Source organism: Microbacterium mcarthurae (assembly GCF_046064585.1).
In the GTDB taxonomy this organism is placed as follows: domain Bacteria; phylum Actinomycetota; class Actinomycetes; order Actinomycetales; family Microbacteriaceae; genus Microbacterium; species Microbacterium mcarthurae.
In genome coordinates, this window is the sequence record NZ_JAROCE010000004.1 from 125314 (window position 1) to 149437 (window position 24124).

Sequence of the window (24124 nt, forward strand, 5' to 3'; positions counted from 1 at the left end):
CTGTGACGGCCCGAGCGGACCGGACGAGGAGCGTCAGAAGCGGCCCCCTCCCCGGCGTCCGCGCGACCCGCCGAACGAGGAGCCGCCGGAGCGGGCGCGAGAACCCCCGGAGCGGAAACCTCCCGATCGTGGCGAGCCGCCGGCGCTCAGGCCGCCGAGCATGCCCCCGAGCCCGCCGCCGCCGAAGCCGCCGCGCGAGCGGGAGCCGCCGCCGAGGAGAGCATTGACGGCGATGCCGCCGAGGATGGCGCCCATCATGTCGCCCCCGCCGCCGCCGCGGCTCGCGCCGAAGGCTCCCACGTCGTTCTGGGCGAGCGACGCCGCGTGCCCGGCGAGGTCGGCGGCGCGCTGCGCGGACGTGAGGGCGGACGCGGGGTCGACCGCGCGCAGCTGCTCCGCCTGCACGAGCGCAGCTCCCGCCTCGGCCAGTCGCGTCCGCGCGGTGGGGCCGATGGCGCCTCGGCGCGCGGAGATGAATTCCTCCGTCGCCGACACCTGCGCGCGCGCCTGAACGAGCACGGTGTCGAGCTGCGCCTCGGCTCGCCGGCGTCGCTCCGCTTCGTCCTGTGCTTCGCGCAGAACCGTGTCGATCGCGGTGTTGCCCTGTTCGAGCGCGGCCAGAGCGCGCAGGGGTGAGGTCCGCGGCGGTGTCAGTGCCGCACGCCCGGAGTCGAGGTGCGCTCGCGCGGACGCCACCGCACCCGCGACGCGGCCGTCCGGATCGGGCAGCGCGGCCGCCGCAGCGAGGTCGCCCTCGATCTCGGCGACGAGCGCGGCGGCACGCTGCTCCGAGGTGGCCAGGTCGGCGGTCAGCGACGCGATCGCCCTCTCCAGGCCCTCCGCCTGCGCGACCGCGCTCTCGCCGGCGCGGATCGCCACGGCGGCCTCGCCGGTCTCGCCCGCCGTGATCGCCGACTCGGCGGCGGCGAACTGCTCCGTCGCCAGGTCCAGCCGCGCGCGGGCCTGCGCGGGATTGTCGGCGATCGTCGCGAGCGCATCGTCGGCGTAGCGCTGCCGCAGTGCGTCCGCGTCGCGCGACGCCCCCTCCAGTGCGGCCTCGACCGCAGCGTGTCGTTGTCGTGCGCGGGCGAGGGCCCCCGGCGCGTCGGACTCGACCGCCCGGAGCTCGTCGAACGCGGCCGCCTTGGCATCCAGGGCTTCATCCGCAGACGCGCACAGCCGCAGGATCTCGATGTATCCCGCCCGGCGCTGATCGTCGGTCTCGGGCACGTCGTCGTCGAGCTGCTGCGAGATCGTGAACGCCCGGTCGAGGTCGTTCTTCGCCTGGGCGAGCACTTCGGCGAACGGGGCGGCGGCAGCCTCCCCGAACTGGGCGCGTGCGAACCCGAGCTCCTGCTCGCTCGTCTTGATCGCGTCGTCGGTGGCCACCAGCGCAGAGCCCGCCTGACGTGCGAGATCGTCGAGGTTCTCGGCGGCGGTCGCGGCGGTGGCGCGCGTCCGAGCGCGACGTCGCAGCCACAACCACACCAGGCCCCCGCCCAGGGCGAGCACGAGGAACACCACGAGAGCGATGAGCGCGACATCCGGTCCGCTGCCCGCCGGCTGGGGCGGCGTCGGCTCGGCATCCTGGGCGGCGCTCTCGATGCCGGCGGCCGCGGCGTCGGCGGCGGCGGCGTAGTCGCCCGCGGCGAGCTGGGGTTGGACGCGGTCCTGTTCGATGGCGGTCAGTTGCGCTGCGGACAGCGCCCCGTCATCGACGTCTCCGGAGAGGTAGAACGCACGCGCGTCCACGGCAACCGCGAGCACGTACTGATGGGGTCCCAGGTTGTTGAGGTTGGCCGTCTCGTTGGCCCAGTCCTCGGCGGCCGCGGGCTGCGTGAACTCGTCGACGTAGACGACCCACAGATCGAGCCCCGTTCGCTCGGCCAGCCGCGTCATCCGCGCCTGCACCTCGGCCTCTTCCGCGGAGCTCAGGACGTCGGCGCTGTCGAGGACGTAGCCCGACCCCAGCGGCGGGGGCGGAACAGCGGATGCCGCGAGAGGCATACCGAGGACGGACACCGCCGCGACCACGAGACCCGCCATGATCGCGCGCGTCTTCGGCTTTCGCATGCATCCCCCTTCGGCGCTGAGGCCCCCACTCTATAAAGCCCCCCGGACACCCGGGAAGGATCGGCGCGTCCGCCCTGAGCGCACGCGTCGGCCGCATAGGCTCGGGCGTTCGGAGGTGCTCCCATGGACGATCGCTACGGCACGGACGTGCTGGCGCGCGGGTGGCGCGAGGCCGGACGGAAGAAGGCCGCGCAGGTGCCGGCATCCGCCGACCTCGTCGTGGAGGTCGCCGGCGACGGCTTCTGCGGAGCCGTCACGCGCGTCGACGGTATGCACGTCGAACTGGAGGACCGGGTCGGCAAGCGGCGCGTCTTCCCGCTGGGCGGCGGGTTCCTCGTCGACGGGGAGCCGATCGTCCTCGTCGCGCCCGCGGCTGCGCCGAAAGGACGGACACGCACCGCTTCGGGTTCGTTCGCGGCACCCGACCAGCGCGCGCGCACGGCGCGCGCCAGTCGCATCTTCGTGGAGGGCAAGCACGACGCGGAGCTCGTCGAGAAGGTCTGGGGAGCCGACCTTCGCGCCGAGGGAGTCGTCGTGGAGTTCCTCGAAGGCGTCGACCTGCTCGAACAGACCCTGGATGCCGAGCCCCCCACCGCCGAACGTCGCTACGGCGTGCTCGTGGACCACCTCGTGCCGAACTCCAAGGAATCGCGCATCGCCGAGAAGATCGCACGAGGACGCCACGGCGCGCACGTGCGCATCGTCGGGCACCCCTTCGTCGACGTGTGGCAGTGCGTGACACCGCGCGCCGTGGGCATCGCCGCATGGCCCGAGGTGCCGCGGGGCATCGAGTGGAAGGCCGGTGTGTGTCGCGCGCTCGGCTGGCCCGCGGAAGAGCAGGCCGATCTCGCCCGCGCGTGGCAGCACATCCTGTCGCGCGTGACCACCTTCCGCGATCTCGAGCCGGCCCTGCTCGGCCGTGTCGAGGAACTCATCGACTTCGTGACCGTCCCGTGAGCGGGCGGAAGCCGCGCGAGCAGTCGCGCGACGCTCTAGGCGAGGCCGAAGGGACCTCGCCTACCCTGGATGCCATGGAAGCCCCCGTGTACCGCGACCGTCCGGTGTCGTTCGTCCGGCGCAGCGGCCGCATGTCGGAGGCGCAGGACCGCGCGTGGGCCGAGCTCTCGCCGACGTATCTCCTTCCGGTCGAGCGGGGCGCCGCCGCCACCAGCGTCCGCCCGGGGTCGCGCATCGATCCGGTACAGGTCTACGGGCGTCGCGCGCCGTTGATCGTCGAGATCGGATCGGGCCAGGGGCACCAGATCGTCGCCGCCGCGTCCGCCCGCCCCGACACGGACTTCCTCGCCGTCGAGGTGTTCTCCGCGGGGTTGGCCCGGACGATGCTGGATGCCGACCGCGTCGGCGCCCGCAACCTGCGTCTGGTGGAGGCCAACGCCCCCGAGGTGCTCGAGCACCTGCTGCCCGCGGCATCCGTCGACGAGCTGTGGGTGTTCTTCCCCGACCCGTGGCACAAGAAGAAGCACACCAAGCGCCGCCTCGTCGCCCCCGAGTTCGCGCGCATCGCGGCGCAGGCGCTCCGGCCCGGAGGAACCCTGCGGCTCGCCACCGACTGGCAGGACTACGCCGATCAGATGCGCGCCGTGCTCGATGAGGCGTCGGACTTCGAGCGAGCGTTCCCGGGGGAGTGGGCCGAGCGATTCGAAGGCCGTGTCCTGACCGCATTCGAGCGCAAAGGCATCCGCGTCGGGCGCGACATCCGCGACCTCACCTACACCCGCCTCGCGCCATGAGCGTTCACGCCACCGTCCCCGAGAGCGTCCGACGCACCTGGACGCCCCGACTCGTTCCGGCGGTGCTGGTGTGTCTTGCCGCCCCGGTGCTGTTCGTCGCGCAGATCGTGTGGCTCGGCTGGATCGTGCTGGCGCTCGCCGTGGCATCCGCGGTCATGGTCGATCGGATCGCGGGAACCCCGATCGTTCCCGCGCGGGGCGTGGCGGTCCCGGCGCCGAGCATCGCCCGGGACGTGTTCCTCATCGCCCTGGGGCAGTTCGTCGTGAGCCTCATCCCGCTCAAGGCCGAGCTGGACAACGCGGCGTTCGTGCGCTTCACCCTCGCGCTCGGCGGGGCCGTCGTGCTGCCGTACGTCCTGTCGCGCTTCGTGTTCCGCGACCGGGCGATCCGTTTCCCGTGGCGCGGGGGCGGCCGGTGGACGTGGTGGCAGTGGGCGTGGCTGGTCGGCGTCATCGTGCTCGGGTGGCTGATCCTGCCGTACTACTTCATCACGTCGGGCGTGTACACGAACTGGCCCGTCGTCGACACCCCCGAGCTGATCGCCCGCCTGTTCGTCGGCGTGGGCGCGGTCGGCATCTGGGACGAGCTGTTCTTCGTGTGCACCGTGTTCGCGCTGTTGCGTCGCCATTTCCCCGACCTGAGCGCGAACGTGCTGCAGGCCGTGGTCTTCGTGTCATTCCTGTGGGAGCTGGGGTATCAGGCGTGGGGGCCGGTGCTGACGATCCCGTTCGCGCTCGTCCAGGGCTTCCTGTTCCTGCGCACCCGGTCGCTCTGGTACGTCGTGACCGTGCACCTGCTCTTCGACGCGGTCGTCTTCGGCGTCCTGGTCCACGCGCACAACCCCGGTCTGGTGTCGATCTTCCTCGTGTGACCCCGCGGCCGGCGGTCTCCGCCGACGATGGTCGATGCCGTGCACGGGCGATGCTCAGGGGCGCTCGCTAGCATTGGAGGCGCGTGCGACCCGCACCACCGGACGACGGATCAGTACCCGGACAGCGACAAGACTGGCCAAGGAGACCCGTCATGTCGTGGATCATTCTGGCTCTGTCCGGCGTGCTGGAAGCGGTGTGGGCCACCGCCCTCGGGAGGTCCGAGGGCTTCACGAAGCTCTGGCCCAGCGTCGTCTTCGCCGTCGCGCTCGTGTTGAGTATGGGCGGGTTGGCCTGGGCCATGCGCGAGATCCCCACCGGCACGGCCTACGCGGTGTGGGTCGGCATCGGTGCCGCCCTCACGGTCGTCATCGCGATGATCGGGGGAGCGGAGTCGGTTTCCGTGGTGAAGATCCTTCTGATCCTCGGCCTGGTGGGCTGTGTGGTGGGGCTCAAGATCGTGGGCGACGCCCACTGATCAGGGCATTTCCTGAATGTCAACCGGGAAGACGGGTTGCATCGATCCGGTACGATCTGGCCGAATGCACTTGTCCGGGCCGGACACCGTCGTCAGCAGCCCACTTCTCCCTGTTGAAAGGTTCCGAGTGAGCGCACCGCCGAGCGAGCTGGTCACCACGGTACGGCCGGCTCCCACCGACGATCGTCTCGCGCCGCTGCGCGACCGGGGCCGCCGCCTGCTCGATTCGCGCCTTGGACGGGCACTGCGCCAGTACGGACACGACGTCCTGCGCGCCCCCCAGGGCGTCGAGCCCATCGAGCGCGGCGCGTTCGCACGAGTGCTGGTCCTGTGGGCCATGGCGCGCGTGCTGAATTTCGGTCTCCTGTGGGGGTTCTACTCGATCGCCAAGGCGGCACGCTGGGGCTTCGGGCCCGACGGCGAGCGCCTGGGCACGTTCTTCGACTACCTCACCGGCTGGGATGCCGACCGGTACGGACAGATCGCGGCGCAGGGCTACCCGCTGTCGCTGCCGATGAACGTCTCCGGCGACATCCTCCCCAACAACTGGGCGTTCCTCCCGGTCTTCCCGTTCCTCGTGCGCACGCTGTCGGGCGCGACGGGTCTGGGCTGGCAGCCGGTCGCCGTGCTCATCAGTCTGGCCGCCAGTCTCGGCGCGACCTGGGTGCTGTTCCGTCTGCTGCGGACGGTGACGACCCCCCGGTCGGCGTGGTGGGCCGTGGTGTTCTTCTCGTTCGCGCCGATGTCGTTCCTCTTCGTCATCGGTTACAGCGAAGGCCTGTTCATGCTGCTGCTGTTCAGCGGCATGCTCTTGGCCATCAAGCGCAGGTACCTCTGGATCCTGCCCATCGGACTCGTCGCCGCCTACACGCGTCCCGGCGTGCTCGCCCTGGGCCTGGCGCTGGGCATCGTGTTCCTCGTGCGGTTCTTCCGACGTCGGGTCGATCCTTTCCCCGTGCGGGAGTGGGCTTCGCTCATGGCGACGGGCCTCACGATCGCCGTCGCGGGTCTGTCGTGGAACCACATCGCGCAGTTCGCGACCGGCACACACAACGCCTACATCCGGACCGAGCTGGGGTGGTGGCTGGACTACGTCGGCAACGATGAGTTCACGCCGTTCACGCCCTGGTTCCGGCAGGCGGGCACGCACTTGGGCATCGTCGGGATCATCCTCGTCATCGCCCTCGTCGTCGCGTTCGCCGCGCTGCTGTGGTCGCGCCCGGTGCGCCGCCTGGGCCTCATGGTGGTCGCCTACGTCTTCAGCTACGGGCTGTACATCTTCGCCGTCTTCCTGCCGCAGCAGAGCACGTTCCGCCTGCTCATGCCGATGGCACCCCTCATGGCCGACGACCGGTGGTCGTCGACGCCTCGCCGGCGCGCGGCGATCCTGATCGGGTGCGTCGTTCTGCAGGCCGTTGCGATCCTGCTCCTGTGGACCCGCGGTAATCCCTGAGCGCCGAGGCGGACGCGGCACGACACGCGAGGGGCGAGCACGATACGTGCTCGCCCCTCGGTCGTACCCGCGATGGTCAGTCGGGGCTGCCGCCCGGATCGATCGCGTCGACCATATCTTCTTCCACGGCGTTGTCGGCGTCGGGCTGCGCGGTGCCCACGGCGTCGTCCGCGGCTTGCGCGCCCGCGGGCTCGGTCGCCGGCTCGGGCGGAGTGGGAACGGTCGGCTCGTCGGGGGTCGGGGCGAGCGGCTCCGCGGGCGTCGCCGGCGAGGGCTCGCCGGGCGAGGAGGGGATGCCGGGCACACTGGGCGCGTCGGGCGTGGTGGGAGGGTCGAGGGGTCCTGGGTTCGGTGAGCTCATGGCATCCACCCTCGTCCTCTGCGCGATGAGCGGGGGAGGGTCTACCGATCGACGGCCACACGGTGTATCCGGGCCGCTAGGCTCGACCGGGATTGATCGCGAGGGGGTGCCGTGTCCACAGCGCACGAGGTCACACGCCGTGAGGCCGTCGACCAGTACCGGATCGTCGGGGGTCTGCCCGAGCCCGACCTGCAGGGTCTGGTGGAGTTGGCCTCGACCGTGTGCGGCGTCTCGACCGCGGTGATCAACATCATCGACGACCGCGCGCAGCACCAGGTCGCCGCCGTGGGGGTGCAGGCCGCGTCCTGTTCGATCGAGGATTCGATGTGTGCGGCGGTCCTCGTCGATCCGCGCCGTGTGGTCGTCCCCGACGCGCGTGAGGACGTCCGCTTCCAGGACAACCCGTTCGTGACCGGCGTCATCGCCTCGGTCCGCTTCTACGCCTCCAGCCCTCTGATCACCCCGGCGGGCGTGGCGATCGGAACCCTCTGCGTCTTCGACGATCAGGTGGGAGAGCTCACGGATGCCAGCGCTCGCGCGCTCGATCTCCTCGCCCACCAGGTCATCGACGTGCTCGAGCTGCGGCGACTGACGCGTGACCTGGCCGAGTCGAACGCTCAGCTCGAGCAGTTCGCGACGCAGGTGAGTCACGACCTGCGCAATCCCCTCACCGCTCTCTCGGGGTTCCTCGAGCTCGCCGCCGACAGTCCGGAGATGGTCGACGCGCCGCGCGCGGCCCGCTCCCTCGAACGCGCGGAGTCGGCGGCGGCGCGCATGAGCGCGATGGTCACGGATCTTCTCGACTTCGCGCGAATGGGCGGAGCGCGTCCGCACTTCACGCGAGTGGACGTCGGTGAGATCGTCGATGCGGTGCTCGAGGATCTGGACGGCGCCGTGGTCGAGACCGGGGCCGAGATCGTCGTGGATGCGTCGATGTTCGTTCGGGCGGATGACACCCTGCTGCGCGTGCTCCTGCAGAACCTCATCGCCAACGCGGTGAAGTTCACGGTGGCTGCAGGGCGGGTGCCGCGCGTTCTGGTGAGTGTCGAGCAACTCCCCGACGGCTGGCGCCTCACGGTCGACGACAACGGCGACGCCGTCGAGCCGGCCCTGCGCGACCGCATGTTCGAGCCGATGCAGCGCGGGCACGACGCCGAGGTGCAGGGGCTCGGGATCGGCCTGGCGACCTGTCGCCGGATCGCGCTCGCCCACGGCGGCCATATCGGCCTGGACGAATCGCCCGCCGGGGGGACGCGCGCGTGGGTCGTGCTCCCCAGGGCCGCGTGAGGGCCTAACGGTCGCGATCGCGCCGCGCAACCACCGTGACCGGCTCGGCCGCCGCCCCGTAGCGTGGAGCCATCCGGTCGGGAGTCTGGGTCGTCGACATGCCTCCCGACGACGGACGAGGAGGTGGCCCCGATGGCTCGCAACGTGCGGCAGCTGCACTGCAGACCCGATGACGTCTTCCGTGTCCTGGCGAACGGGTGGCTGTACCCCCTGTGGGTGGTGGGCGCGTCGCGTATGCGCGATGTCTCGGATGCCTGGCCGCGCGAGGGCGCCGAGCTGCACCACTCGTTCGGATCGTGGCCGCTGCTCGTCAACGACACCACCGTGATGCGCGTGTGGGAGCCGCCGTATCGCGCGGTCCTGGAACCGCACGGGGGACCGATCGGGATCGCCCGGGTGTCGATCGACGTCAAGGCTCGCGGCGACGAGTGCGTCGTGCGGCTGCAGGAGGAACCGGTGACGGGACCCACCAAGCTGCTGCCCGATGTCGTGTTCGACGCGATCACGCGGTGGCGCAACGCTGAGACACTGCACCGCCTGGCCTACCTCGCCGAAGGCGGGGCGCCGGGCACGAAGGGCGGGGCTTCCGCGATCGGGCGGGCCTCGAGCGCCGAGAAGGAGCCGATTCAGCGATGAGCGAGAGCTACGACGCGATCATCGTGGGGTCGGGCCCGAACGGCCTGGCGGCGGCGGTCACCCTCGCTCGGGCGGGACTGTCGGTCGCGCTGTACGAACGGCAGAACACGCTCGGCGGTGCGGCCTCGACGGGCGAGGTGACTCTTCCCGGGTTCCGGCACGATCTCGGCTCGGCGGTGCATCCTCTCGCGCTGCAGTCGTGGTTCTTCCGCGAGTTCGGGCTCGAACGCCGCGTGCGGTTCGTCGTTCCCGAGGTCTCGTTCGCCCACCCGCTCGACGGGGCGCGGGCGGGCCTGGCCTACCGCGACCTGCATCGCACGGCGGACGCCCTCGGGCGCGACGGCGCCGCCTACGCGCGTCTGCTCGCGCCGCTCGTGGCGCATCTGCGGGGGGTCGCCGACTTCACGGGCAACGCCCTGTTGCGCATCCCGGGCGACCCGCTCGCGGCCGTCTTCTTCGGCATCCGTTCTCTCGAGCAGGGCGGTCCCTGGTGGAATGCGCGCTTCCGCGAGGACGTCGCCCCCGCGATGATCACCGGCGTGTCCGCGCATTCGATCCTGCCGCAGCCGAGCCTGGCGGCCGGGGGAGCGGGGCTCGTGCTCGCGACGTACGCGCACGGGCGCGGATGGCCGATCCCCGTCGGGGGGAGCCAGTCCATCGCCGACGCGATGATCTCGGACTTCCGCGCGCACGGCGGCGCGGTGCACACCGGCGTCGACGTCGCCGACCTCCGTCAGCTGCCGCCGGCGCGCGCGGTGCTCCTGGACGTCACCCCGCGCGCGCTCGTCCGCTTGGCGGGGGATCGGATGCCGTGGGCCTACCGCCGCGCGATGGAGCGGTTCCGCTACGGAGGTGGAGTGGCCAAGGTCGACTTCGCTCTCTCCGACCCCGTGCCGTGGGCCGACCCGGATGTCGCGCTGGCGGGGACCGTCCATCTCGGGGGCACGCGCGCCGAGATCGCCGCCGCAGAGAACGCCGTTCTGCGCGGGGGCCACCCGGATGCACCGTACGTGCTGGCGGCACAGCCGTCGCTGTTCGACACCACCCGAGCGCCCGAGGGGCGTCATGTGCTCTGGGCGTACACCCACGTGCCGGCGGGAAGCGCAGCCGATCGCGAAGAGGCCGTGGTGGCGCAGATCGAGCGGTTCGCGCCGGGATTCCGTGACACGGTGCTCGCCTCGTCGTCTCGGACAGCGGTCGACGTCGCGACGTGGAACCCGAACTTCCCGGGCGGGGACATCTCGGCCGGTGCGCCATCACTGCCGCAGCTGGTCGGCCGACCGGTGTACAGCCCCGATCCGTGGCGAACGCCGATGCCGGGGATCTATCTCTGCTCCTCGTCGACCAGCCCGGGCCCGGGGGTTCACGGACTCGCGGGCTGGCAGGCGGCCCTCAGCGCACTGCGCCACGAGTTCGGGACGCGTCTGCGTCCGGACCTCGCCCCCCGAGACGATCAGATCGCGTCGGTCTGATCGCCGGGGGCTGCGCGGACGGGTTCAGCTGATCTCGCCCGCGGGCGAGGCATCCGTGTCGGCGGCCTCGTCGGCATCGCGCTGCGCGGCCGCGCCCTCTTCGGGGGATTCGGAACCCGCGCCGTTGCCGTCGGCGTCGGGGGCGGCGTCGTCCGGGCGGCCGGATGCGGTGTTGTCGGTCATGAGACTCCCCTGTTCGCGCGCCGGAAACCCGGCGACGGGGCGACGGTGCCACATCCCGCGACCGGTGTCCAGGGTCTGGCGGTCGATGCGGTCAGAGAGGGGAGACGCCGTAGCGTGCGGTGAAATCCGCTCGCGCGGCGTCTTCCATGTCGTCGGCCTCGTCGCGGAGGTCGAAAGCAGCCGGGTTCACAGGTAGGGCGCGAGCGCGCCGGCGGTCAAGGCGAACACGAGAGCGGTGCTCCCGGCCGCGGTCGCCAGGACGACGGAGGCACGTTCGGTGCGTCGACGGCGGGCGGTGTTCGCGGGGTGGGTGGTCGAGCGCAGCGACGACTTCGCCGCGTCGAGCTCGTCGTACCGCCCGATCGGGACACCGTGCGCGTCGCGAGCAACGAAGCCCCCGGCGACACGGTCGACGCAGCCGAAGTACTCACCGCCACGGTGGGCGACCCAGAAGCCGGAGTCGACCTTCGCCCACATCACGCGCGCGGACGTCAGGGGGGTGACGGATGCCACGGTCGTATTGGTCATGTCAGGCCGCCGTCCGCATCGGGACGCGGCGAGCAGGCACGGACGCCCGCGTCGCGGGAGCCGTGGCGGGCGCAGCGGCCGGGATGTCGACGTCGAACGCCACGACCAGGCCCGCGGAGGAGTTCGCCATGTCCGCCATGTTCTTCAGGGTCTGCGAGTCCAGCTGCTCGGGCTCGGCGCTGTCGAAGACGAAGCGCAGGGGGATCGAGGGCTGAAGCCACACCGTCGATCGTCCGGGCGCGCCGTCGACATGTGTCCAGCTGAGCGTGAAGCTCTCGCTGCGGCGGAGCTTGGTCGCGATGACGACCTTCAAGTGCGAGAGGAGACGGTCCGGGATGCGGATGGGCTCCGGCGAAGTGCCGTAGTAGAGGTTGCCCATGGGGAACTCCTTTCGTTGGTTTAACTGCATGATGAACATACTCGCTTAGTAACTAGTTTGTCGAACTATTCTTTCTGAGGTACGCTCTGGGGATCGACAGCAAGGGGCGAACACCATGACGAACATGCGTGCGGTGTCGCAGAGCCTCTCTCCTGGCGGAGATCGTGACTCGGGCACCTATTGGTACGGCGACGAACCCGCCGACCGCCGGGTGAGGAGCAAGGCGGTCCTTGAAGCGCTGCGCGTGTACCGGGCGGCCGAGCTCGCCATGCGTCGCCGGACGCGGGAATCGATGTCGATGGGTGAGAACGAGCTGCTCGTCCTGCGTTACCTGCTCCGCGAACCGGACCGGCGGGTGCGGCCCGGCGAGCTCACGCGTTACCTCGGCCTCTCGACGGCATCCACGACGGCGATCCTCGACCGGCTGGAACGATCGGGCCACATCACACGTGCGGCCAATCCCGACGACCGGCGCAGCATCTTCGTCCAGGCCACTGATCGTGCTCACGCCGAGGTGCGCGAGACGCTCGGGAACATGCACGACCGCATGCTGGCCGCGGTCATCGACATGTCGCCGGACGAGTCCGCCGTGGTGGTGAGCTTCCTCCACCGCATGAGCGAAGCGGTCGACGGCGTCGCCGTCGACGCTGCCTCGTCGACGTCGCCGTGATCTACGTGCTGGTCGGCGGCCCGCGCGACGGACAGCATGTGGACGACCTTCCCCGGGGCTACCGCCTGGATCTGGACGAGCCCGCGCCCCAGCGGTTCGGCGAATTCGACACCGTTCGTGCGGTGTGGTTCGAGCTCGACGCGACGATGTTCCGTTCGCGCCAGCACCGCGACTGACGCACCCCTATCCCACGACCGACGGCGGTGCAACCCGCCCCCTCCGACAGCGGGCGGGGCATCACGCTGGGGTGCATGAGATGTGTGACGTACGCCGGAGAAACCGTGATCACGACCGACGACGTTGCGGCGTCCTTGGTGGAACTGACCGCCGCGGTGGCCAAGGAGGGTCAGGCCGAGGCCGTCAGCATCCCGATCGTCACGGAGGACAAGAAGGTGGCGCAGGCCGAGCTCGTCATCGGCGTGGGCAACGATGTTCTTTCCGCGCCCGTCGAGTGGACGGGGGAGGAGCCGAACTTCTCCCGCGCGTCCGAGGACCTGCGCAATCACCGGCTGTACCCGCGGTCGGCCCTGCGCATCGTCGAGCCGGCGTTCGAAGGCGCCGACGAACCCGACGACTGGGATTTCGATCAGCCCACCCAGGCCTGACGCCCGCGGCGTCCGCGGGCGTCCGCCCTCCGTCGCGCGTTACGCTCGCCTCATGTCGCTGACCACACCGGCGTCCCGGATGCCATGACCCCCGACCGCAGATTCGAATGGGGCGGCCTGAGCGCGGGACGTGCGGACTTCGTCACGGCGAGCGAAGCGTTGGGCACGCTCGAACGGATCGTTCCCGGGTACGCCGACCTTTCGCCCGAGACCGGGGTGTCCGACGGCGACGCCGTCGTCCGGCTGTCCTCGCGCGAACGGTGGGCGATCGTCTCCACCCCCGGCACCCGCTGGTTCTCGGTCCGGGTGGACACGGGGCATCGCGTCCGCCTCGACGACACGACGTCCAGCCGCGAGGAGGCCGCGATGCTGCTGACGACCTTCGTCGAGGCGGCAGCCGCCTACGTGCGGGACGGGGCCGTCGTCCAGGGCGACCGGTTGATCGTCACGGCGCTCGGGCGCACCTTCACCCTCACCCGGCCGCTCGGGGACCGCCTGCGTCGGCGGGTCGGTCGTCGCTGAGCGGGCATCCGGCCGCAGGTCAAGCCTCTGCGTCCCTCGATGTCGTCCTGCAAGGCTGGCCGCATCGGCCAACGAAGGGATGACCCATGAGCGATCCGCAGAACAACGCCCCCGCCGACGACGCGGCTGATCTGGGCGACGACCAGACGGTCGCGCCCAGCCAGACGAACGACGTCGACGAACAGTCCAAGGCTCCCTCGGGCGACGACCCGAACGCCGACCACCAGGCCACGGGCATCGGGGTCATCGGCGAGGAGTGAGGCTTTGCGCTCGACCCGCCCGGGTCGGGCGGGGCCGCGACGCGGTGCTAACCTTGAGCGGTCCGCCTCCGTAGCTCAGGGGATAGAGCGTTGGTTTCCGGTACCAAAGGTCGCAGGTTCGATTCCTGTCGGGGGCACCACTCGAAGGCCCGGTCTCTCGTTCGCGAGGCCGGGCCTTCGCGCTCGGGCCTGCGGCGGACGAACCCGCCCCCGCAAGGAACGCTAGCCCGCCGCCATTGTCAAGACCCGGCGTGAATTCTCAGGCGAGTGTCATCCTGGCCTGACCCTCCCGAAAGGGTCTGGCCCTCCCGAAAGGACTGTCATGAGCATCGGAGCCGGAATCGCGCTGATCGTCATCGGCGCCATCCTCGCCTTCGCCGTCGATCTGCCGAACAATTACGTGGACCTGACGACCATCGGCTACATCATGATGGGCGCGGGCGCGATCGTCTTCATCATTGGGCTGGTCTTGATGGTTCGCCGTCGGCAGACCGACACGGTCACGCGCACCGAGGGCGTGGGCGACGCGCGCGTCACCCGATCGACCACGCGGTCGTCCGGCGACGACCTCGTCTGACACCCCGGGGGCGCTCGGCCCCCCAGGCGCATGACTGATACCGACACCGATACGACCCAGCCGTTCGACGGCTCGACCGCCGATCTCTTCGACGGGCGCTACCGTCTGGGACGGCTTCTCGGCGAGGGCGGGTACGCCCGCGTCTACGAAGCGGTCGACACATCCCTCGGCCGGACGGTAGCCCTCAAGATCATCAGCGGAGACGGCGCAGATCCCTCCGATGCTGCACGCGTGCGATCGGAGATCCGGTTGCTCGCCTCCCTGTCGCATCCCTCGCTCGTCACGCTCTACGACGCGCGCCTGGCTTCCGCGCCGACCTATCTCGCAATGGAGCTCATCGCGGGCCCGACGCTCACCGACCTCATCGCGCGCGGGCCCGTCCCCTCCGCCGACGCCGCGCGATACGGTCGCGAGATCGCCGAGGCGCTGTCCGTCGTCCACGCGCGGGGCATCGTGCACCGTGACGTGAAGCCGTCGAACATCCTGCTGCGCCCGCCGGCGCACACGGGTGAGCGGGCGCGGGCGACCCTGGCCGATTTCGGAATCGCCGCGCTCGTGGGCGCGACCCGCGTGACGCGCGCCGACACCGTCGTGGGCACCGCGGCCTATCTCAGTCCCGAGCAGGCGCGGGGGATGCCCGCAGCCCCGGCCAGTGACGTGTACGCCCTGGGTCTGGTGCTGCTCGAAGCTCTCACGGGGCGTCGTGCGTTCGCGGGCCGCACCCCGCACGAAGCCCTCGCGGCCCGGCTCGTGTCACCGCCGGAGATCCCCGAGACCGTTCCGCAGCCGTGGCGGGTGCTCCTCACGCGCATGACCGCGATCGATCCGGCGGAGCGACCGGATGCCACGGCGCTCGGTGCCGAGTTCCGTGCGCTGCCGAGCGCACCCGTACCGCCCACTCCTCTCGGTGCGACGGCACTCGTCGACGGGCCGGCGCCCGACCCGGTCACGCGCACGCGCGTGCTGGCCCCCGTCGCGGAGGAGCCGCGCCGCGGAACCCGTCGCCGTGCCATCATCGCGGCATCCGTCCTCGCCGTCCTGCTCGCCGGCGGCGGTGTGACCGCCGCGGTGGCGCTGAACGCTCCCGCCCCGGTCTCCGATCCTGGGCTCCCTCCGCTTCCGGCGCCGTTGGATCAACACGTCGACGATCTCTGGAAGGAAGTGGGGCAGTGAGCCGCCGTCGCTTCGCCATGACCGCCGTCGTGCTCTCGGCGGGCCTCGCTCTCGCCGGCTGCACCCCGCCCGTCGCCGAGCCGACGGCCTGGCAGGGCGTCGTGCAGACCCTCGCGTCGCAGGCATCGGGCGGAGACTACGCAGCCGCATCCGCGACCCTCGACCAGCTCGAGGCGGATGTGACGGCACAGCGCGACGCGGGAACGCTGCCCGCCGCCGAGGCCCAGGCGATCCTCGACCGGATCGCCGCGGTCCGCGCCGACCTGGTATCGCTGGTTCCCGCCCCGGAGCCGACGACCGAGACCACCCCGGAACCTGCCCCGGAGGCGCCCGCGCCGACCACGGTCGACGACGACGGAGCCGATGACGAGGAGCAGCAGACGCCCGGCGAGTCCGATGGCGAGGGTCCCGGCAACTCCGACAACGGCAAAGACAACAAAGGCAAGAGCGACCAGTCCAAGGGCCCCGGGGAAAAGGGCAAGAAAGACGGATGAGCGGGGCGCGTCCCACCCCTCCCGCGCCATGCGAGGATTGCTCGGTGCCGCGCCGAGTGACCGCTGAACTCGACCTCGATCTGGGGGCGTCCGTCGACCTCGTCTTCCAGATCACCGCCGCTCGCGGCGTCCCGCTCCAGAGCGAGGAACTGACGTTCGCGCGCGACGGCCGGTCGTTCACCGCGACCGAGATCGTCGATGCGGAGGGCAGCCGTCTGCACCGTCTCGCGGGCGAGCCCGGCCCCCTCTCCGTGCGGTACGAGGCGGTGGTCTCGGGTACCGCGCCGACCGTGCCGCCCACCGACCTCGAGACGATCACCTACCTGCGTCCGAGCCGCTACTGCCAGTCCGACGAGGTGTTCGCGCAGGCGCGCCGCCAGTTCAGCGGGCTCGCGCGCGCCGACCTCATCGCCGCGGTCTCGTCGTTCGTGGCATCCAGCGTCACCTACACGCCCGGGATGAGCATGGGCACCGACAGCGCGGTGACCACCCTCATGACCGGTCAGGGCGTCTGCCGCGACTACGCGCACCTCGTGATCGCGCTGCTTCGCGCGATGGACGTCCCCGCCCGCTACGCCGCGTGCTACGCACCCGGGCTCGAGCCGATGGACTTCCATGCGGTCGCGGAGGCCTACCTGGACGGCACGTGGTACGTCATCGACGCCACGCGCCTGTCCGACCGGCGCTCGCTCGTGCGCATCGCGACGGGTCGGGATGCCGCCGATTGCGCCTTCCTCAGCTACCACGGCGGCTACGTCGGTCTCGAGCGGATGCGGGTCGACGCGTTCCTCGACGACGGCGGGGATGCCGGTGCGCCCGATGACCACGAGGCCCTGGTACAGATCGTCTGAGGCGGGTGGACGCACCCGGCTCGCCTAGAATTGCAGGGTTATGGATCCCGCAGCCCTCTCCGCCGCCCTACTCGCCGTCATCGCCCCGCTCGCCGAGGCGCGACGCGAAGGGTCTTCGGCGGGGCTCACCGCCGCTGACCTGCCCCTGGAGCGGCCCAAGAACCGCGATCACGGCGACTGGGCGTCGAACGCGGCGTTGAAGCTGTCGAAGATCGTCGGCGCCAACCCGCGCGAGTTCGCGGCCGAGATCGCGGCGGGGCTCGAGAGCGTCGAGGGCATTGCGAGCGTCGAGGTCGCCGGTCCCGGGTTCATCAACATCCGACTGGATGCCGCCGCCGCCGGCGCCCTCGCCCGGACCATCGTCGAGCAGGGAGCGGCGTTCGGCACGAACGACTCCCAGCGCGGGAACACGATCAACCTCGAGTTCGTCAGCGCCAACCCCACCGGCCCGCTTCACATCGGACACACCCGCTGGGCCGCGCTGGGCGACGCGATCGCGCGCGTGCTGCTGGCCAGTGGCGCCACGCTTGTGCGCGAGTTCTACATCAACGACGCCGGGGCGCAGATGGAGCGCTTCGGTCGCTCGGTCGTCGCGGCCCTCCACGGCGAGCCGACGCCCGACGACGGTTACGGCGGGGCCTACATCACCGCCCTCGCCGAGCGGGTCGCGGCCGCGCATCCGGACATCCGAGAGCTCGACCGGTCCGAGCAGATCGCTGTCGCCACCGAATCGGCCTACGGCTTCCAGCTCGGCGAGATCCAGGCCTCGCTCGAGCGCTTCAACGTGCACTTCGACGTGTGGTTCTCCGAGCGCACGCTCCACGCGCGGGTCGACGGGCAGCCGAGCCTCGTCGACGAAGCCGTGGACCGTCTGCGCGAACAGGGGCACGTCTTCGACGACGAGGGCGCCGTCTGGGTGCGCACGACCGACTTCGGTGACGACAAAGACCGTGTCATCCGTCGCTCCAACGGCGAGTACACCTACTTCGCCGCGGACGCCGCGTACTACCTCAACAAGGGCGACCGCGGCTTCGCGCACAAGATCTACCTCCTCGGCGCCGACCACCACGGGTACGTGCACCGCTTGAAGGCCCTCGCCGGGGCGGCCGGTGACGACCCCGAGAAGGACATCGAGGTGCTGATCGGTCAGCTCGTCTCGATCAACGGCGCCCGCCTGTCCAAGCGCGCGGGGAACATCATCGAGCTCGATGACCTGCAGGAGTGGCTCGGCACCGACGCGCTGCGCTATTCGCTCGCGCGGTACCCCGCCGACTCGCCGCTGACGCTCGATCCCGAGATCCTGCAGAAGCGCACCAACGACAACCCGGTGTTCTACGTGCAGTACGCCCACGCGCGCACGCACAACGTCGCCCGCAACGCCGCGGACTCGGGGGTCGACCGGTCGGAGTTCGCTCCCGAGCTGCTGGAGCACGAGACCGAGTCGGCGCTCCTCGGTGCCCTGCAGGAGTATCCGCGCGTCGTCGCGTACGCCGCCGAGGTGCGCGAACCCCACCGGGTCGCGCGCTACCTCGAGGAGCTCGCGGGCCTGTACCACCGCTGGTACGACAACTGCCGCGTGATCCCGCTGGGCGATGCCCCCGTGGAGTCGGTGCACCGCACGCGCCTGTGGCTGAACGACGCGACCGGTCAGGTGCTGCGCAACGGGCTGACGCTCCTGGGCGTCGGCGCACCGGAGCGCATGTAGTCATGACGGATGCCACGCGCCCCCGCCGCCGTACCGGACGAGTCATCGCGGTCATCGCGATCGTCATCGTCCTCATCACGGGACTGCTCGTGGCAGCCGAGGTCATCGCGCGCTCGGCGGTGTCGAACACGGTGCGATCCCTCGTCGTCACGCAGGTGGGTCTCCCCGCCGATCAGCAGGTCGATGTCGAGGTGCCCGGCATCGTGCTGCCGCAACTGATCGCCGGGCGCCTCTCCCAGGTGGCGGTGTCGGCCCCGGATGTCGCCCTGGGCCCCCTGACCGGCGACGTGCGCGTCGACCTGCAGGACGTTCCGGTCGCCGGCGACGCCCCCGCGGCGGGCGGCTCGGCATCCGTCCGGCTCGACCCCGATCAGCTCCGCTCGCTCCTGGCGCAGATTCCTGATTTCCCCGCCTCCACCGTGGGCGTGGCCGCTCCTGACCTGACGCTCTCGACGGAGCTGTCGGTGTTCGGCATCCCCATCCCGGTCGGTATCTCGGCGACGCCCGGAGCGGCCGAGGGCGACCTGACCCTCACGCCCACGTCGTTCGAGCTGGGCGGGAACCGCGTGGATGCCGACACCCTCCGTGGCCAGCTCGGCGGCGTCGCCGACGGGGCGCTGCAGACCTGGAGTCTGTGCATCGCCGACCGCCTGCCCGCGGGGCTCACGCTCTCCGCGGTGAACGTGCAGGGGCAGGACGTGGTGGCGTCGTTCGACGTCGACGGCGGCCTGCTGAACGACCCCGCTCTGCAGCAGAACGGCACGTGCGGCTGAGTCACGCGGACATCGGCCGGGTGTCGCGGTGTTCCGGCGTGGGACGGGGGCGGCATATGCCGTGCCCTAGACTGCAAGGACTGCCCGTCGCGTGACGCCCCGCGGGGGCAGGAGCCGTGATCCGCGGCCGTCGCGTCGCCGCAAACCCGATTGGTTCCTCCGTGTCCGCCTCGCACTCCGCGCTCGTGCCCGACTGGCTCATCGCCCCGGCCGAAGCGAACGAGCTCGTCGCCCCCGTCTGGCCGTCCTCCGCCCGTCGCCGGCACGACGGCTCCGTGGAGATCGGGGGAGTGTCGGTATTCGACCTGCGCGACCGCTTCGGCACGCCGTTGTACGTGCTCGACGAGGACGAGGTCCGCGCGCACGCTCGCCGTGCCCGCGACGCCTTCGCGTCCGCCGCCGGGCGCCACGGTGTCCGCTCGCGCGTGTACTACGCCGGCAAGGCGTTCCTCTCGACCGAGGTCGTCCGCTGGGTCACCGACGAGGGCCTCGCCGTCGACGTCTGCACGCGCGGCGAGCTCGAGGTCGCGCTCGCCGGAGGCGCGGACCCCTCGCGCCTCGGCTTCCACGGCAACAACAAGAGCGTCGGAGAGCTGGAACGGGCGGTCGAGGTCGGAATCGGATCGGTCGTGCTCGACAGTCCGATCGAGATCGAGCGACTCGCGGCGATCGCGGAGCGGCGCGGTGTCGTGCAGAACGTGCTCGTCCGCGTGCGGACGGGCGTACACGCCGAGACGCACGCTTTCCTCGCCACCGCGCACGAGGACCAGAAATTCGGGTTCTCGCTCGAGGGCGCAGCCGACGCCGTGGTCCGCATCCGCGAGCTGTCCAGCCTGCGTTTCGTGGGGCTGCACGCGCACATCGGATCGCAGATCTTCGACTCCTCCGGGTTCCGCGAGTCCGCCGCGCGCCTGGTCGATCTGCACGCCGACCTGCTCGCGGGCGGTGACATCCCGCTTCTCAACGTCGGCGGCGGCTTCGGCATCTCCTACACCTCCGTCGACGACCCGCGCCCCATCGAGGACATCGCCGACGGCATCCTCGACGCCATCGCCGACGAGTGCGCCGTGCGCGGCATCCCGATGCCCGATGTCGCGTGCGAACCGGGCCGCGTAATCGTGGGCCAGGCGGGCGTGACGCTCTACGAGGTGGGCACCGTGAAGACGGTCGAGATCGGAGAGGGGCGGGAGCGCACGTACGTCAGCGTCGACGGCGGCATGAGCGACAACGCGCGGCCCGCGCTGTACGGCGCCGATTTCTCGGCGCGCATCGTCTCGCGCACGAGCGAGGCCACGCCGGCTCTCTCCCGCGTCGTGGGCCATCACTGCGAGTCCGGAGACATCGTCGTGGACGCAGAGTACCTCCCGGCCGATGTCGTCCCGGGCGATCTGCTGGCCGTCCCGGCGACCGGCGCGTACTGCTTCTCACTCGCGAGCAACTACAACTACACCCCGCGTCCGCCCGTCGTCGCCGTGCGCGACGGTGAGGCGCGCGTAATCGTCCGCGGCGAGACCATCGACGACCTGCTCGCCCGCGACGTCGGCGCCGCGGCATCCGCTTCGACCGCTACACCCCACGGAGACACCGAATGACCGACTACCGCACACTGCGCGTCGCGCTGCTGGGCGCTGGTGCCGTCGGCTCGCAGGTCGCCGACCTGCTGCTCAAGCACCGCGCCGAACTGGCCGACCGCGCGGGGGCCAACCTCGAACTCGCCGGCATCGCCGTCCGCAACATCGACGGCAAGCGCGACGCCGATCTCCCGCGCGAGCTCTTCACGACGGATGCCGAAAGCCTCATCGTAGGCTCCGACATCGTCATCGAGCTCATGGGCGGGATCGAGCCGGCGCGCACGCAGGTGCTGCAGGCGATCAACTCGGGCGCCGACGTCGTCACCGCGAACAAGGCACTCCTGGCCACGCACGGCTCGGAGATCTTCGACGCCGCCGACCAGGTGGGCGCCGAGGTCTACTACGAGGCCGCCGCGGCGGGGGCCATTCCCATCATCCGCCCGCTGCGCGACTCGCTCGCCGGGGACCGCGTCGTGCGCATCATGGGCATCGTCAACGGCACGACGAACTACATCCTCGACCGCATGGACACCGAGGGGGCCGACTTCGCCGACGTCCTCGCCCAGGCTCAGGCCCTCGGGTACGCCGAGGCCGATCCCACCGCCGACGTCGAGGGGTACGACGCCGCGCAGAAGGCCGCGATCCTGGCGAGCCTCGCCTTCCACACGACCGTGCCGCTGGATGCCGTCCACCGCGAGGGCATCACCCAGATCGACGCCGCGATGATCGAGTCCGCGCGCCACGCCGGCTACGTGATCAAGCTGCTCGCGGTGTGCGAGCGGCTCGCCGCCGCCGACGGCGAGCCGAGCGAATCGATCTCGGTGCGCGTCTACCCCGCGCTCGTGGAGCGCACCCACCCGCTCGCGAGCGTCCACGGCGCCAACAATGCCGTCTTCGTGCAGGCCGAGGCCGCCGGCGACCTCATGTTCTACGGCGCGGGGGCCGGCGGCGTGCAGACCGCCTCGGCGGTGCTGGGCGATGTCGTCTCGGCGGCTCGGCGCCACATCGCCGGGGGAGTGGGAGTCGGCGAGTCCACGCGCGCGAACCTCCCGACCGTGCCGATCGGCCGCGTCATCACGCGCTACCAGATCACGCTCGAAGTCGACGACCAGCCGGGCGTGCTCGCCACGGTCGCCGGCATCCTCAGCGAGGGACGCGTGTCGATCGCGACCGTCGAGCAGACCGTCATCGAACCGGATGCCGACGACCCCGCCGCGGGCGGGTCGGCGCGTCTGGTCATCGGAACACACCAGGCCCGCGAGCAAGACCTGAGCGAGACCGTCGAGCGTCTCGCCGCGAGCGGCGTCGTCGAGCGCGTGGTCTCGGTACTGCGTGTGGAAGGGAACTGACATGGCACACGTCTGGCGCGGAGTCCTCCGCGAATACGCCGATCGTCTCGGCGTCACCGAGAGCTCCACCGTCGTGACGCTCGGCGAGGGCGGCACGCCCCTCATCCCCGCGCCCGCGCTCTCGCGGCGGACGGGCGCCGACGTCTACGTCAAGTTCGAGGGCATGAACCCCACCGGCTCGTTCAAGGACCGCGGCATGACCGTCGCGCTGTCGCGCGCGGTCGAGCACGGCGCGAAGGCCGTCATCTGCGCCTCCACCGGCAACACCTCCGCTTCGGCCGCGGCGTACGCCGCCCACGCCGGCATCACCGCCGCGGTCCTCGTGCCCGAGGGCAAGATCGCGATGGGCAAGCTCAGCCAGGCCGTCGCGCACAACGGCCGCCTCATCCAGATCCGCGGCAACTTCGACGACTGCCTCGAGATCGCGCGCGAGCTGGCCGACCACTACCCGGTGCACCTGGTCAACTCGGTCAACCCCGACCGGATCGAGGGCCAGAAGACGGCCGCGTACGAGGTCGTGGAGCAGCTGGGCGACGCCCCCGACTTCCACTTCATCCCCGTCGGCAATGCCGGCAACTACACCGCCTACTCGCGCGGCTACCGCGAAGAGGTCGATCGCGGTGTCTCTACGCGCGTCCCGCGCATGTTCGGCTTCCAGGCCGCCGGCTCCGCCCCGCTCGTGCGCGGTGAGGTCGTGAAGAACCCCGAGACCATCGCCAGCGCGATCCGGATCGGGAATCCGGCATCGTGGCACCTCGCGCTCGAAGCCCGGGATGCCACCGACGGCTGGTTCGGGGCCATCGACGACGACCGCATCCTCGCGGCGCAGAAGATCCTTGCCGGCGAGGTGGGGGTCTTCGTCGAGCCCGCCTCCGCCATCAGCGTCGCGGGTCTGCTGGATCGTGCCGAGGCCGGCAAGATTCCCGCGGGCGCCAAGGTCGTGCTCACCGTCACCGGCCACGGCCTCAAGGACCCGCAGTGGGCGCTGCGCCAGGCCGACGGCACCGAGGTGCAGCCGACCGTCGTCGACGCGACCACGTCCGAGGTGGCGTCGGTCCTCGACCTGAAGCCGGTGACCGAGTGACCGCAGCCCTCGGGCGTCGCGTCGCGGTCCGGGTGCCGGCGACGAGCGCCAACCTCGGTCCGGGGTTCGACACCCTGGGTCTCGCGCTGAGCGTGTACGACGAGCTAACGGTCGAGGCGCTCGAGCCTGGCCGCCTCGAGATCGAGGTCAGCGGTGAGGGCACCGCCGACGTGCCCCGCGACGCGTCCCACCTCGTGGTGCGCGCGATCGCGCACGCCTACGCCTCGGTGGGGCGTGAGATGCCCGGCCTGCGTCTGGTGGCGCACAACGTCATCCCGCACGGGCGCGGCATGGGGTCATCGGGGGCGGCGGTGGTGGCCGGCATCCTGGCCGCGCAGGGGCTCCTCGAGGGCGAGGTCGACTTCTCCGACGTCGACCTGCTGCGTCTGGCGACCGAGATGGAGGGGCACCCCGACAATGTCGCCCCCGGCCTGTTCGGCGGCCTCACGATCGCCTGGATGGATGCCGAGGGCCCGCAGCACAAGCAGCTCATCGTGCACCGCGGAGTCTCTCCCCTCGTGCTGGTACCGAGCTTCACGATGTCCACCGCCGTCGCTCGCAGTCTGCAGCCGCTGCAGGTACCGCGCGAGGATGCGGTGTTCAACGTCTCGCGCTCTGCTCTGCTGATCGCGGCGATGACACAGAGCCCGGAGCTCCTGATGGCCGCGACCGAAGACAAGCTGCACCAGAGCTATCGCGCCCAGGCCATGCCCGAGACCGACCGGCTCGTGCGGACGCTCAGGGCCGAAGGGTACGCGGCGGTGGTGTCGGGAGCCGGACCGAGCGTGCTGGTTCTCGCCGACGGGCCGGGTCAGCGCGTCGCGGCCGCGGACCTTACCGCAACCGTGGTCGACACCCCGTGGCAGGCGCTCATGCTCGCCGTCGACGTCAAGGGTGGTACAGTGAAGCCCGCAGAGGGTTCCGCTTAGCACGCGAATCTGAGCCTCTGCACCACCTGCGAAATCCGCAACAAATCGCGAACCCGGTCTCGGCTGCAGTCTCCCGAACCGCTGGTGTGA

The 24124-nt window shown here is 71.0% G+C and carries 28 protein-coding genes, 1 tRNA gene and 1 riboswitch; of the genes, 24 read left to right on the forward strand and 5 right to left on the reverse strand.

Features of this window, described 5'->3' with window-relative positions; genetic code table 11:
- Positions 1-33: 33 nt before the first annotated feature.
- Complete coding sequence (locus tag P5G46_RS12950) at positions 34-2073, reverse strand: TPM domain-containing protein (RefSeq protein ID WP_239277330.1); 2040 nt, start codon at positions 2071-2073, stop codon at positions 34-36.
- A 123-nt stretch (positions 2074-2196) separates the two neighbouring features.
- Here P5G46_RS12950 and P5G46_RS12955 point away from each other — a divergent pair, with 123 nt between their 5' ends.
- The 5 genes from P5G46_RS12955 to P5G46_RS12975 all read left to right on the forward strand — a co-directional run bounded on the left by P5G46_RS12955 (position 2197) and on the right by P5G46_RS12975 (position 6625).
- A complete protein-coding gene (locus P5G46_RS12955) occupies positions 2197-3030 on the forward strand; it encodes a DUF3097 domain-containing protein (RefSeq protein WP_239277329.1) in 834 nt (277 codons plus the stop codon).
- A gap of 74 nt (positions 3031-3104) precedes the next feature.
- Positions 3105-3824: a tRNA (guanosine(46)-N7)-methyltransferase TrmB gene (trmB, locus tag P5G46_RS12960; protein ID WP_239277328.1), complete on the forward strand. Its 720-nt coding sequence runs from the start codon at positions 3105-3107 to the stop codon at positions 3822-3824.
- Positions 3821-4696 carry a CPBP family intramembrane glutamic endopeptidase gene (locus tag P5G46_RS12965; RefSeq protein WP_239277327.1) on the forward strand — a complete coding sequence of 292 codons (876 nt, stop codon included), beginning with the start codon at positions 3821-3823 and terminating at the stop codon, positions 4694-4696. Before trmB ends, P5G46_RS12965 begins: the two co-directional genes overlap by 4 nt.
- 78 nt (positions 4697-4774) lie before the next feature.
- A riboswitch (guanidine-III (ykkC-III) riboswitch) is annotated at positions 4775-4838 on the forward strand.
- Positions 4839-4848: 10 nt separating this feature from the next.
- Positions 4849-5172 (forward strand): DMT family transporter, encoded by a 324-nt coding sequence (locus P5G46_RS12970; protein WP_239277326.1) that lies wholly within the window; start codon positions 4849-4851, stop codon positions 5170-5172.
- A gap of 127 nt (positions 5173-5299) precedes the next feature.
- A complete protein-coding gene (locus P5G46_RS12975; protein WP_239277325.1) occupies positions 5300-6625 on the forward strand; it encodes a hypothetical protein in 1326 nt (441 codons plus the stop codon).
- A 76-nt stretch (positions 6626-6701) separates the two neighbouring features.
- Here P5G46_RS12975 and P5G46_RS12980 read toward each other — a convergent pair whose 3' ends face one another.
- Positions 6702-6986 (reverse strand): hypothetical protein, encoded by a 285-nt coding sequence (locus P5G46_RS12980; RefSeq protein ID WP_239277324.1) that lies wholly within the window; start codon positions 6984-6986, stop codon positions 6702-6704.
- Positions 6987-7097: 111 nt separating this feature from the next.
- Here P5G46_RS12980 and P5G46_RS12985 point away from each other — a divergent pair, with 111 nt between their 5' ends.
- The 3 genes from P5G46_RS12985 (at position 7098) to P5G46_RS12995 (ending at position 10381) form a co-directional block, all read left to right on the forward strand.
- Positions 7098-8273 carry a sensor histidine kinase gene (locus P5G46_RS12985; protein ID WP_239277323.1) on the forward strand — a complete coding sequence of 392 codons (1176 nt, stop codon included), beginning with the start codon at positions 7098-7100 and terminating at the stop codon, positions 8271-8273.
- Between the two features lie 132 nt (positions 8274-8405).
- Entirely contained in the window at positions 8406-8909 is a 504-nt protein-coding gene (locus P5G46_RS12990; RefSeq protein ID WP_239277322.1) for an SRPBCC family protein, read from the forward strand.
- Positions 8906-10381, forward strand: coding sequence for a phytoene desaturase family protein (locus P5G46_RS12995; RefSeq protein ID WP_239277321.1), 1476 nt, complete (start codon positions 8906-8908; stop codon positions 10379-10381). Before P5G46_RS12990 ends, P5G46_RS12995 begins: the two co-directional genes overlap by 4 nt.
- A gap of 24 nt (positions 10382-10405) precedes the next feature.
- On the opposite strand, the gene P5G46_RS13000 is transcribed toward P5G46_RS12995, so the two are convergent.
- The 3 genes from P5G46_RS13000 to P5G46_RS13010 all read right to left on the reverse strand — a co-directional run bounded on the left by P5G46_RS13000 (position 10406) and on the right by P5G46_RS13010 (position 11471).
- Positions 10406-10564 carry a hypothetical protein gene (locus P5G46_RS13000; RefSeq protein WP_239277320.1) on the reverse strand — a complete coding sequence of 53 codons (159 nt, stop codon included), beginning with the start codon at positions 10562-10564 and terminating at the stop codon, positions 10406-10408.
- 186 nt (positions 10565-10750) lie between these two features.
- The gene (locus tag P5G46_RS13005) at positions 10751-11092 is read right to left on the reverse strand and encodes a hypothetical protein (protein WP_239277319.1); all 342 of its coding nucleotides are present in this window, start codon (positions 11090-11092) and stop codon (positions 10751-10753) included.
- 1 nt (position 11093) lies between these two features.
- A complete protein-coding gene (locus P5G46_RS13010) occupies positions 11094-11471 on the reverse strand; it encodes a DUF7882 family protein (protein WP_239277318.1) in 378 nt (125 codons plus the stop codon).
- A gap of 115 nt (positions 11472-11586) precedes the next feature.
- Between P5G46_RS13010 and P5G46_RS13015 the strand changes: the two genes are divergently transcribed.
- The 16 genes from P5G46_RS13015 (at position 11587) to thrB (ending at position 24034) form a co-directional block, all read left to right on the forward strand.
- The gene (locus P5G46_RS13015) at positions 11587-12141 is read left to right on the forward strand and encodes a MarR family winged helix-turn-helix transcriptional regulator (RefSeq protein WP_308192665.1); all 555 of its coding nucleotides are present in this window, start codon (positions 11587-11589) and stop codon (positions 12139-12141) included.
- Positions 12138-12317: a hypothetical protein gene (locus tag P5G46_RS13020; protein ID WP_239277317.1), complete on the forward strand. Its 180-nt coding sequence runs from the start codon at positions 12138-12140 to the stop codon at positions 12315-12317. Before P5G46_RS13015 ends, P5G46_RS13020 begins: the two co-directional genes overlap by 4 nt.
- A gap of 105 nt (positions 12318-12422) precedes the next feature.
- On the forward strand, positions 12423-12746 hold the full coding sequence (locus P5G46_RS13025; protein ID WP_239277316.1) for a hypothetical protein: 324 nt from the start codon (positions 12423-12425) through the stop codon (positions 12744-12746).
- Between the two features lie 84 nt (positions 12747-12830).
- Positions 12831-13268, forward strand: coding sequence for a hypothetical protein (locus P5G46_RS13030; protein WP_239277315.1), 438 nt, complete (start codon positions 12831-12833; stop codon positions 13266-13268).
- 86 nt (positions 13269-13354) lie between these two features.
- A complete protein-coding gene (locus tag P5G46_RS13035) occupies positions 13355-13528 on the forward strand; it encodes a hypothetical protein (protein WP_239277314.1) in 174 nt (57 codons plus the stop codon).
- Positions 13529-13592: 64 nt separating this feature from the next.
- A tRNA-Arg gene (locus P5G46_RS13040) sits at positions 13593-13668 on the forward strand.
- A gap of 182 nt (positions 13669-13850) precedes the next feature.
- Positions 13851-14105, forward strand: a complete 255-nt coding sequence (locus P5G46_RS13045; protein ID WP_239277313.1) for a DUF6458 family protein — start codon at positions 13851-13853, stop codon at positions 14103-14105.
- Between the two features lie 30 nt (positions 14106-14135).
- Complete coding sequence (locus tag P5G46_RS13050) at positions 14136-15278, forward strand: serine/threonine-protein kinase (protein WP_239277312.1); 1143 nt, start codon at positions 14136-14138, stop codon at positions 15276-15278.
- Complete coding sequence (locus P5G46_RS13055; protein WP_239277311.1) at positions 15275-15772, forward strand: hypothetical protein; 498 nt, start codon at positions 15275-15277, stop codon at positions 15770-15772. Before P5G46_RS13050 ends, P5G46_RS13055 begins: the two co-directional genes overlap by 4 nt.
- Before the next feature lie 44 nt (positions 15773-15816).
- Complete coding sequence (locus tag P5G46_RS13060; RefSeq protein WP_408905863.1) at positions 15817-16623, forward strand: transglutaminase-like domain-containing protein; 807 nt, start codon at positions 15817-15819, stop codon at positions 16621-16623.
- A gap of 40 nt (positions 16624-16663) precedes the next feature.
- A complete protein-coding gene (locus P5G46_RS13065; protein WP_239277309.1) occupies positions 16664-18328 on the forward strand; it encodes an arginine--tRNA ligase in 1665 nt (554 codons plus the stop codon).
- Between the two features lie 2 nt (positions 18329-18330).
- Entirely contained in the window at positions 18331-19101 is a 771-nt protein-coding gene (locus P5G46_RS13070; RefSeq protein WP_239277308.1) for an LmeA family phospholipid-binding protein, read from the forward strand.
- 161 nt (positions 19102-19262) lie between these two features.
- On the forward strand, positions 19263-20693 hold the full coding sequence (gene lysA / locus P5G46_RS13075) for a diaminopimelate decarboxylase (protein ID WP_239277307.1): 1431 nt from the start codon (positions 19263-19265) through the stop codon (positions 20691-20693).
- On the forward strand, positions 20690-22021 hold the full coding sequence (locus tag P5G46_RS13080; protein ID WP_239277306.1) for a homoserine dehydrogenase: 1332 nt from the start codon (positions 20690-20692) through the stop codon (positions 22019-22021). The genes lysA and P5G46_RS13080 overlap by 4 nt, the downstream gene beginning before the upstream one ends.
- 1 nt (position 22022) lies before the next feature.
- Positions 22023-23105: a threonine synthase gene (gene thrC / locus P5G46_RS13085; RefSeq protein WP_239277305.1), complete on the forward strand. Its 1083-nt coding sequence runs from the start codon at positions 22023-22025 to the stop codon at positions 23103-23105.
- A complete protein-coding gene (thrB, locus tag P5G46_RS13090; protein WP_408905864.1) occupies positions 23102-24034 on the forward strand; it encodes a homoserine kinase in 933 nt (310 codons plus the stop codon). Before thrC ends, thrB begins: the two co-directional genes overlap by 4 nt.
- Positions 24035-24124 lie beyond the last annotated feature (90 nt).

Excerpts from the sequence above, each read along its gene's own strand:
- P5G46_RS12950 (WP_239277330.1), bottom strand. The coding sequence starts at position 2,073 with ATGCGAAAGCCGAAGACGCGCGCGATCATGGCGGGTCTCGTGGTCGCG.
- P5G46_RS12955 (WP_239277329.1), top strand. The coding sequence starts at position 2,197 with ATGGACGATCGCTACGGCACGGACGTGCTGGCGCGCGGGTGGCGCGAG.
- trmB (WP_239277328.1), top strand. The coding sequence starts at position 3,105 with ATGGAAGCCCCCGTGTACCGCGACCGTCCGGTGTCGTTCGTCCGGCGC.
- P5G46_RS12965 (WP_239277327.1), top strand. The coding sequence starts at position 3,821 with ATGAGCGTTCACGCCACCGTCCCCGAGAGCGTCCGACGCACCTGGACG.
- P5G46_RS12970 (WP_239277326.1), top strand. The coding sequence starts at position 4,849 with ATGTCGTGGATCATTCTGGCTCTGTCCGGCGTGCTGGAAGCGGTGTGG.
- P5G46_RS12980 (WP_239277324.1), bottom strand. The coding sequence starts at position 6,986 with ATGAGCTCACCGAACCCAGGACCCCTCGACCCTCCCACCACGCCCGAC.
- P5G46_RS12990 (WP_239277322.1), top strand. The coding sequence starts at position 8,406 with ATGGCTCGCAACGTGCGGCAGCTGCACTGCAGACCCGATGACGTCTTC.
- P5G46_RS12995 (WP_239277321.1), top strand. The coding sequence starts at position 8,906 with ATGAGCGAGAGCTACGACGCGATCATCGTGGGGTCGGGCCCGAACGGC.
- P5G46_RS13000 (WP_239277320.1), bottom strand. The coding sequence starts at position 10,564 with ATGACCGACAACACCGCATCCGGCCGCCCGGACGACGCCGCCCCCGAC.
- P5G46_RS13005 (WP_239277319.1), bottom strand. The coding sequence starts at position 11,092 with ATGACCAATACGACCGTGGCATCCGTCACCCCCCTGACGTCCGCGCGC.
- P5G46_RS13010 (WP_239277318.1), bottom strand. The coding sequence starts at position 11,471 with ATGGGCAACCTCTACTACGGCACTTCGCCGGAGCCCATCCGCATCCCG.
- P5G46_RS13015 (WP_308192665.1), top strand. The coding sequence starts at position 11,587 with ATGACGAACATGCGTGCGGTGTCGCAGAGCCTCTCTCCTGGCGGAGAT.
- P5G46_RS13030 (WP_239277315.1), top strand. The coding sequence starts at position 12,831 with ATGACCCCCGACCGCAGATTCGAATGGGGCGGCCTGAGCGCGGGACGT.
- P5G46_RS13035 (WP_239277314.1), top strand. The coding sequence starts at position 13,355 with ATGAGCGATCCGCAGAACAACGCCCCCGCCGACGACGCGGCTGATCTG.
- P5G46_RS13045 (WP_239277313.1), top strand. The coding sequence starts at position 13,851 with ATGAGCATCGGAGCCGGAATCGCGCTGATCGTCATCGGCGCCATCCTC.
- P5G46_RS13050 (WP_239277312.1), top strand. The coding sequence starts at position 14,136 with ATGACTGATACCGACACCGATACGACCCAGCCGTTCGACGGCTCGACC.
- P5G46_RS13065 (WP_239277309.1), top strand. The coding sequence starts at position 16,664 with ATGGATCCCGCAGCCCTCTCCGCCGCCCTACTCGCCGTCATCGCCCCG.
- P5G46_RS13070 (WP_239277308.1), top strand. The coding sequence starts at position 18,331 with ATGACGGATGCCACGCGCCCCCGCCGCCGTACCGGACGAGTCATCGCG.
- P5G46_RS13080 (WP_239277306.1), top strand. The coding sequence starts at position 20,690 with ATGACCGACTACCGCACACTGCGCGTCGCGCTGCTGGGCGCTGGTGCC.
- thrC (WP_239277305.1), top strand. The coding sequence starts at position 22,023 with ATGGCACACGTCTGGCGCGGAGTCCTCCGCGAATACGCCGATCGTCTC.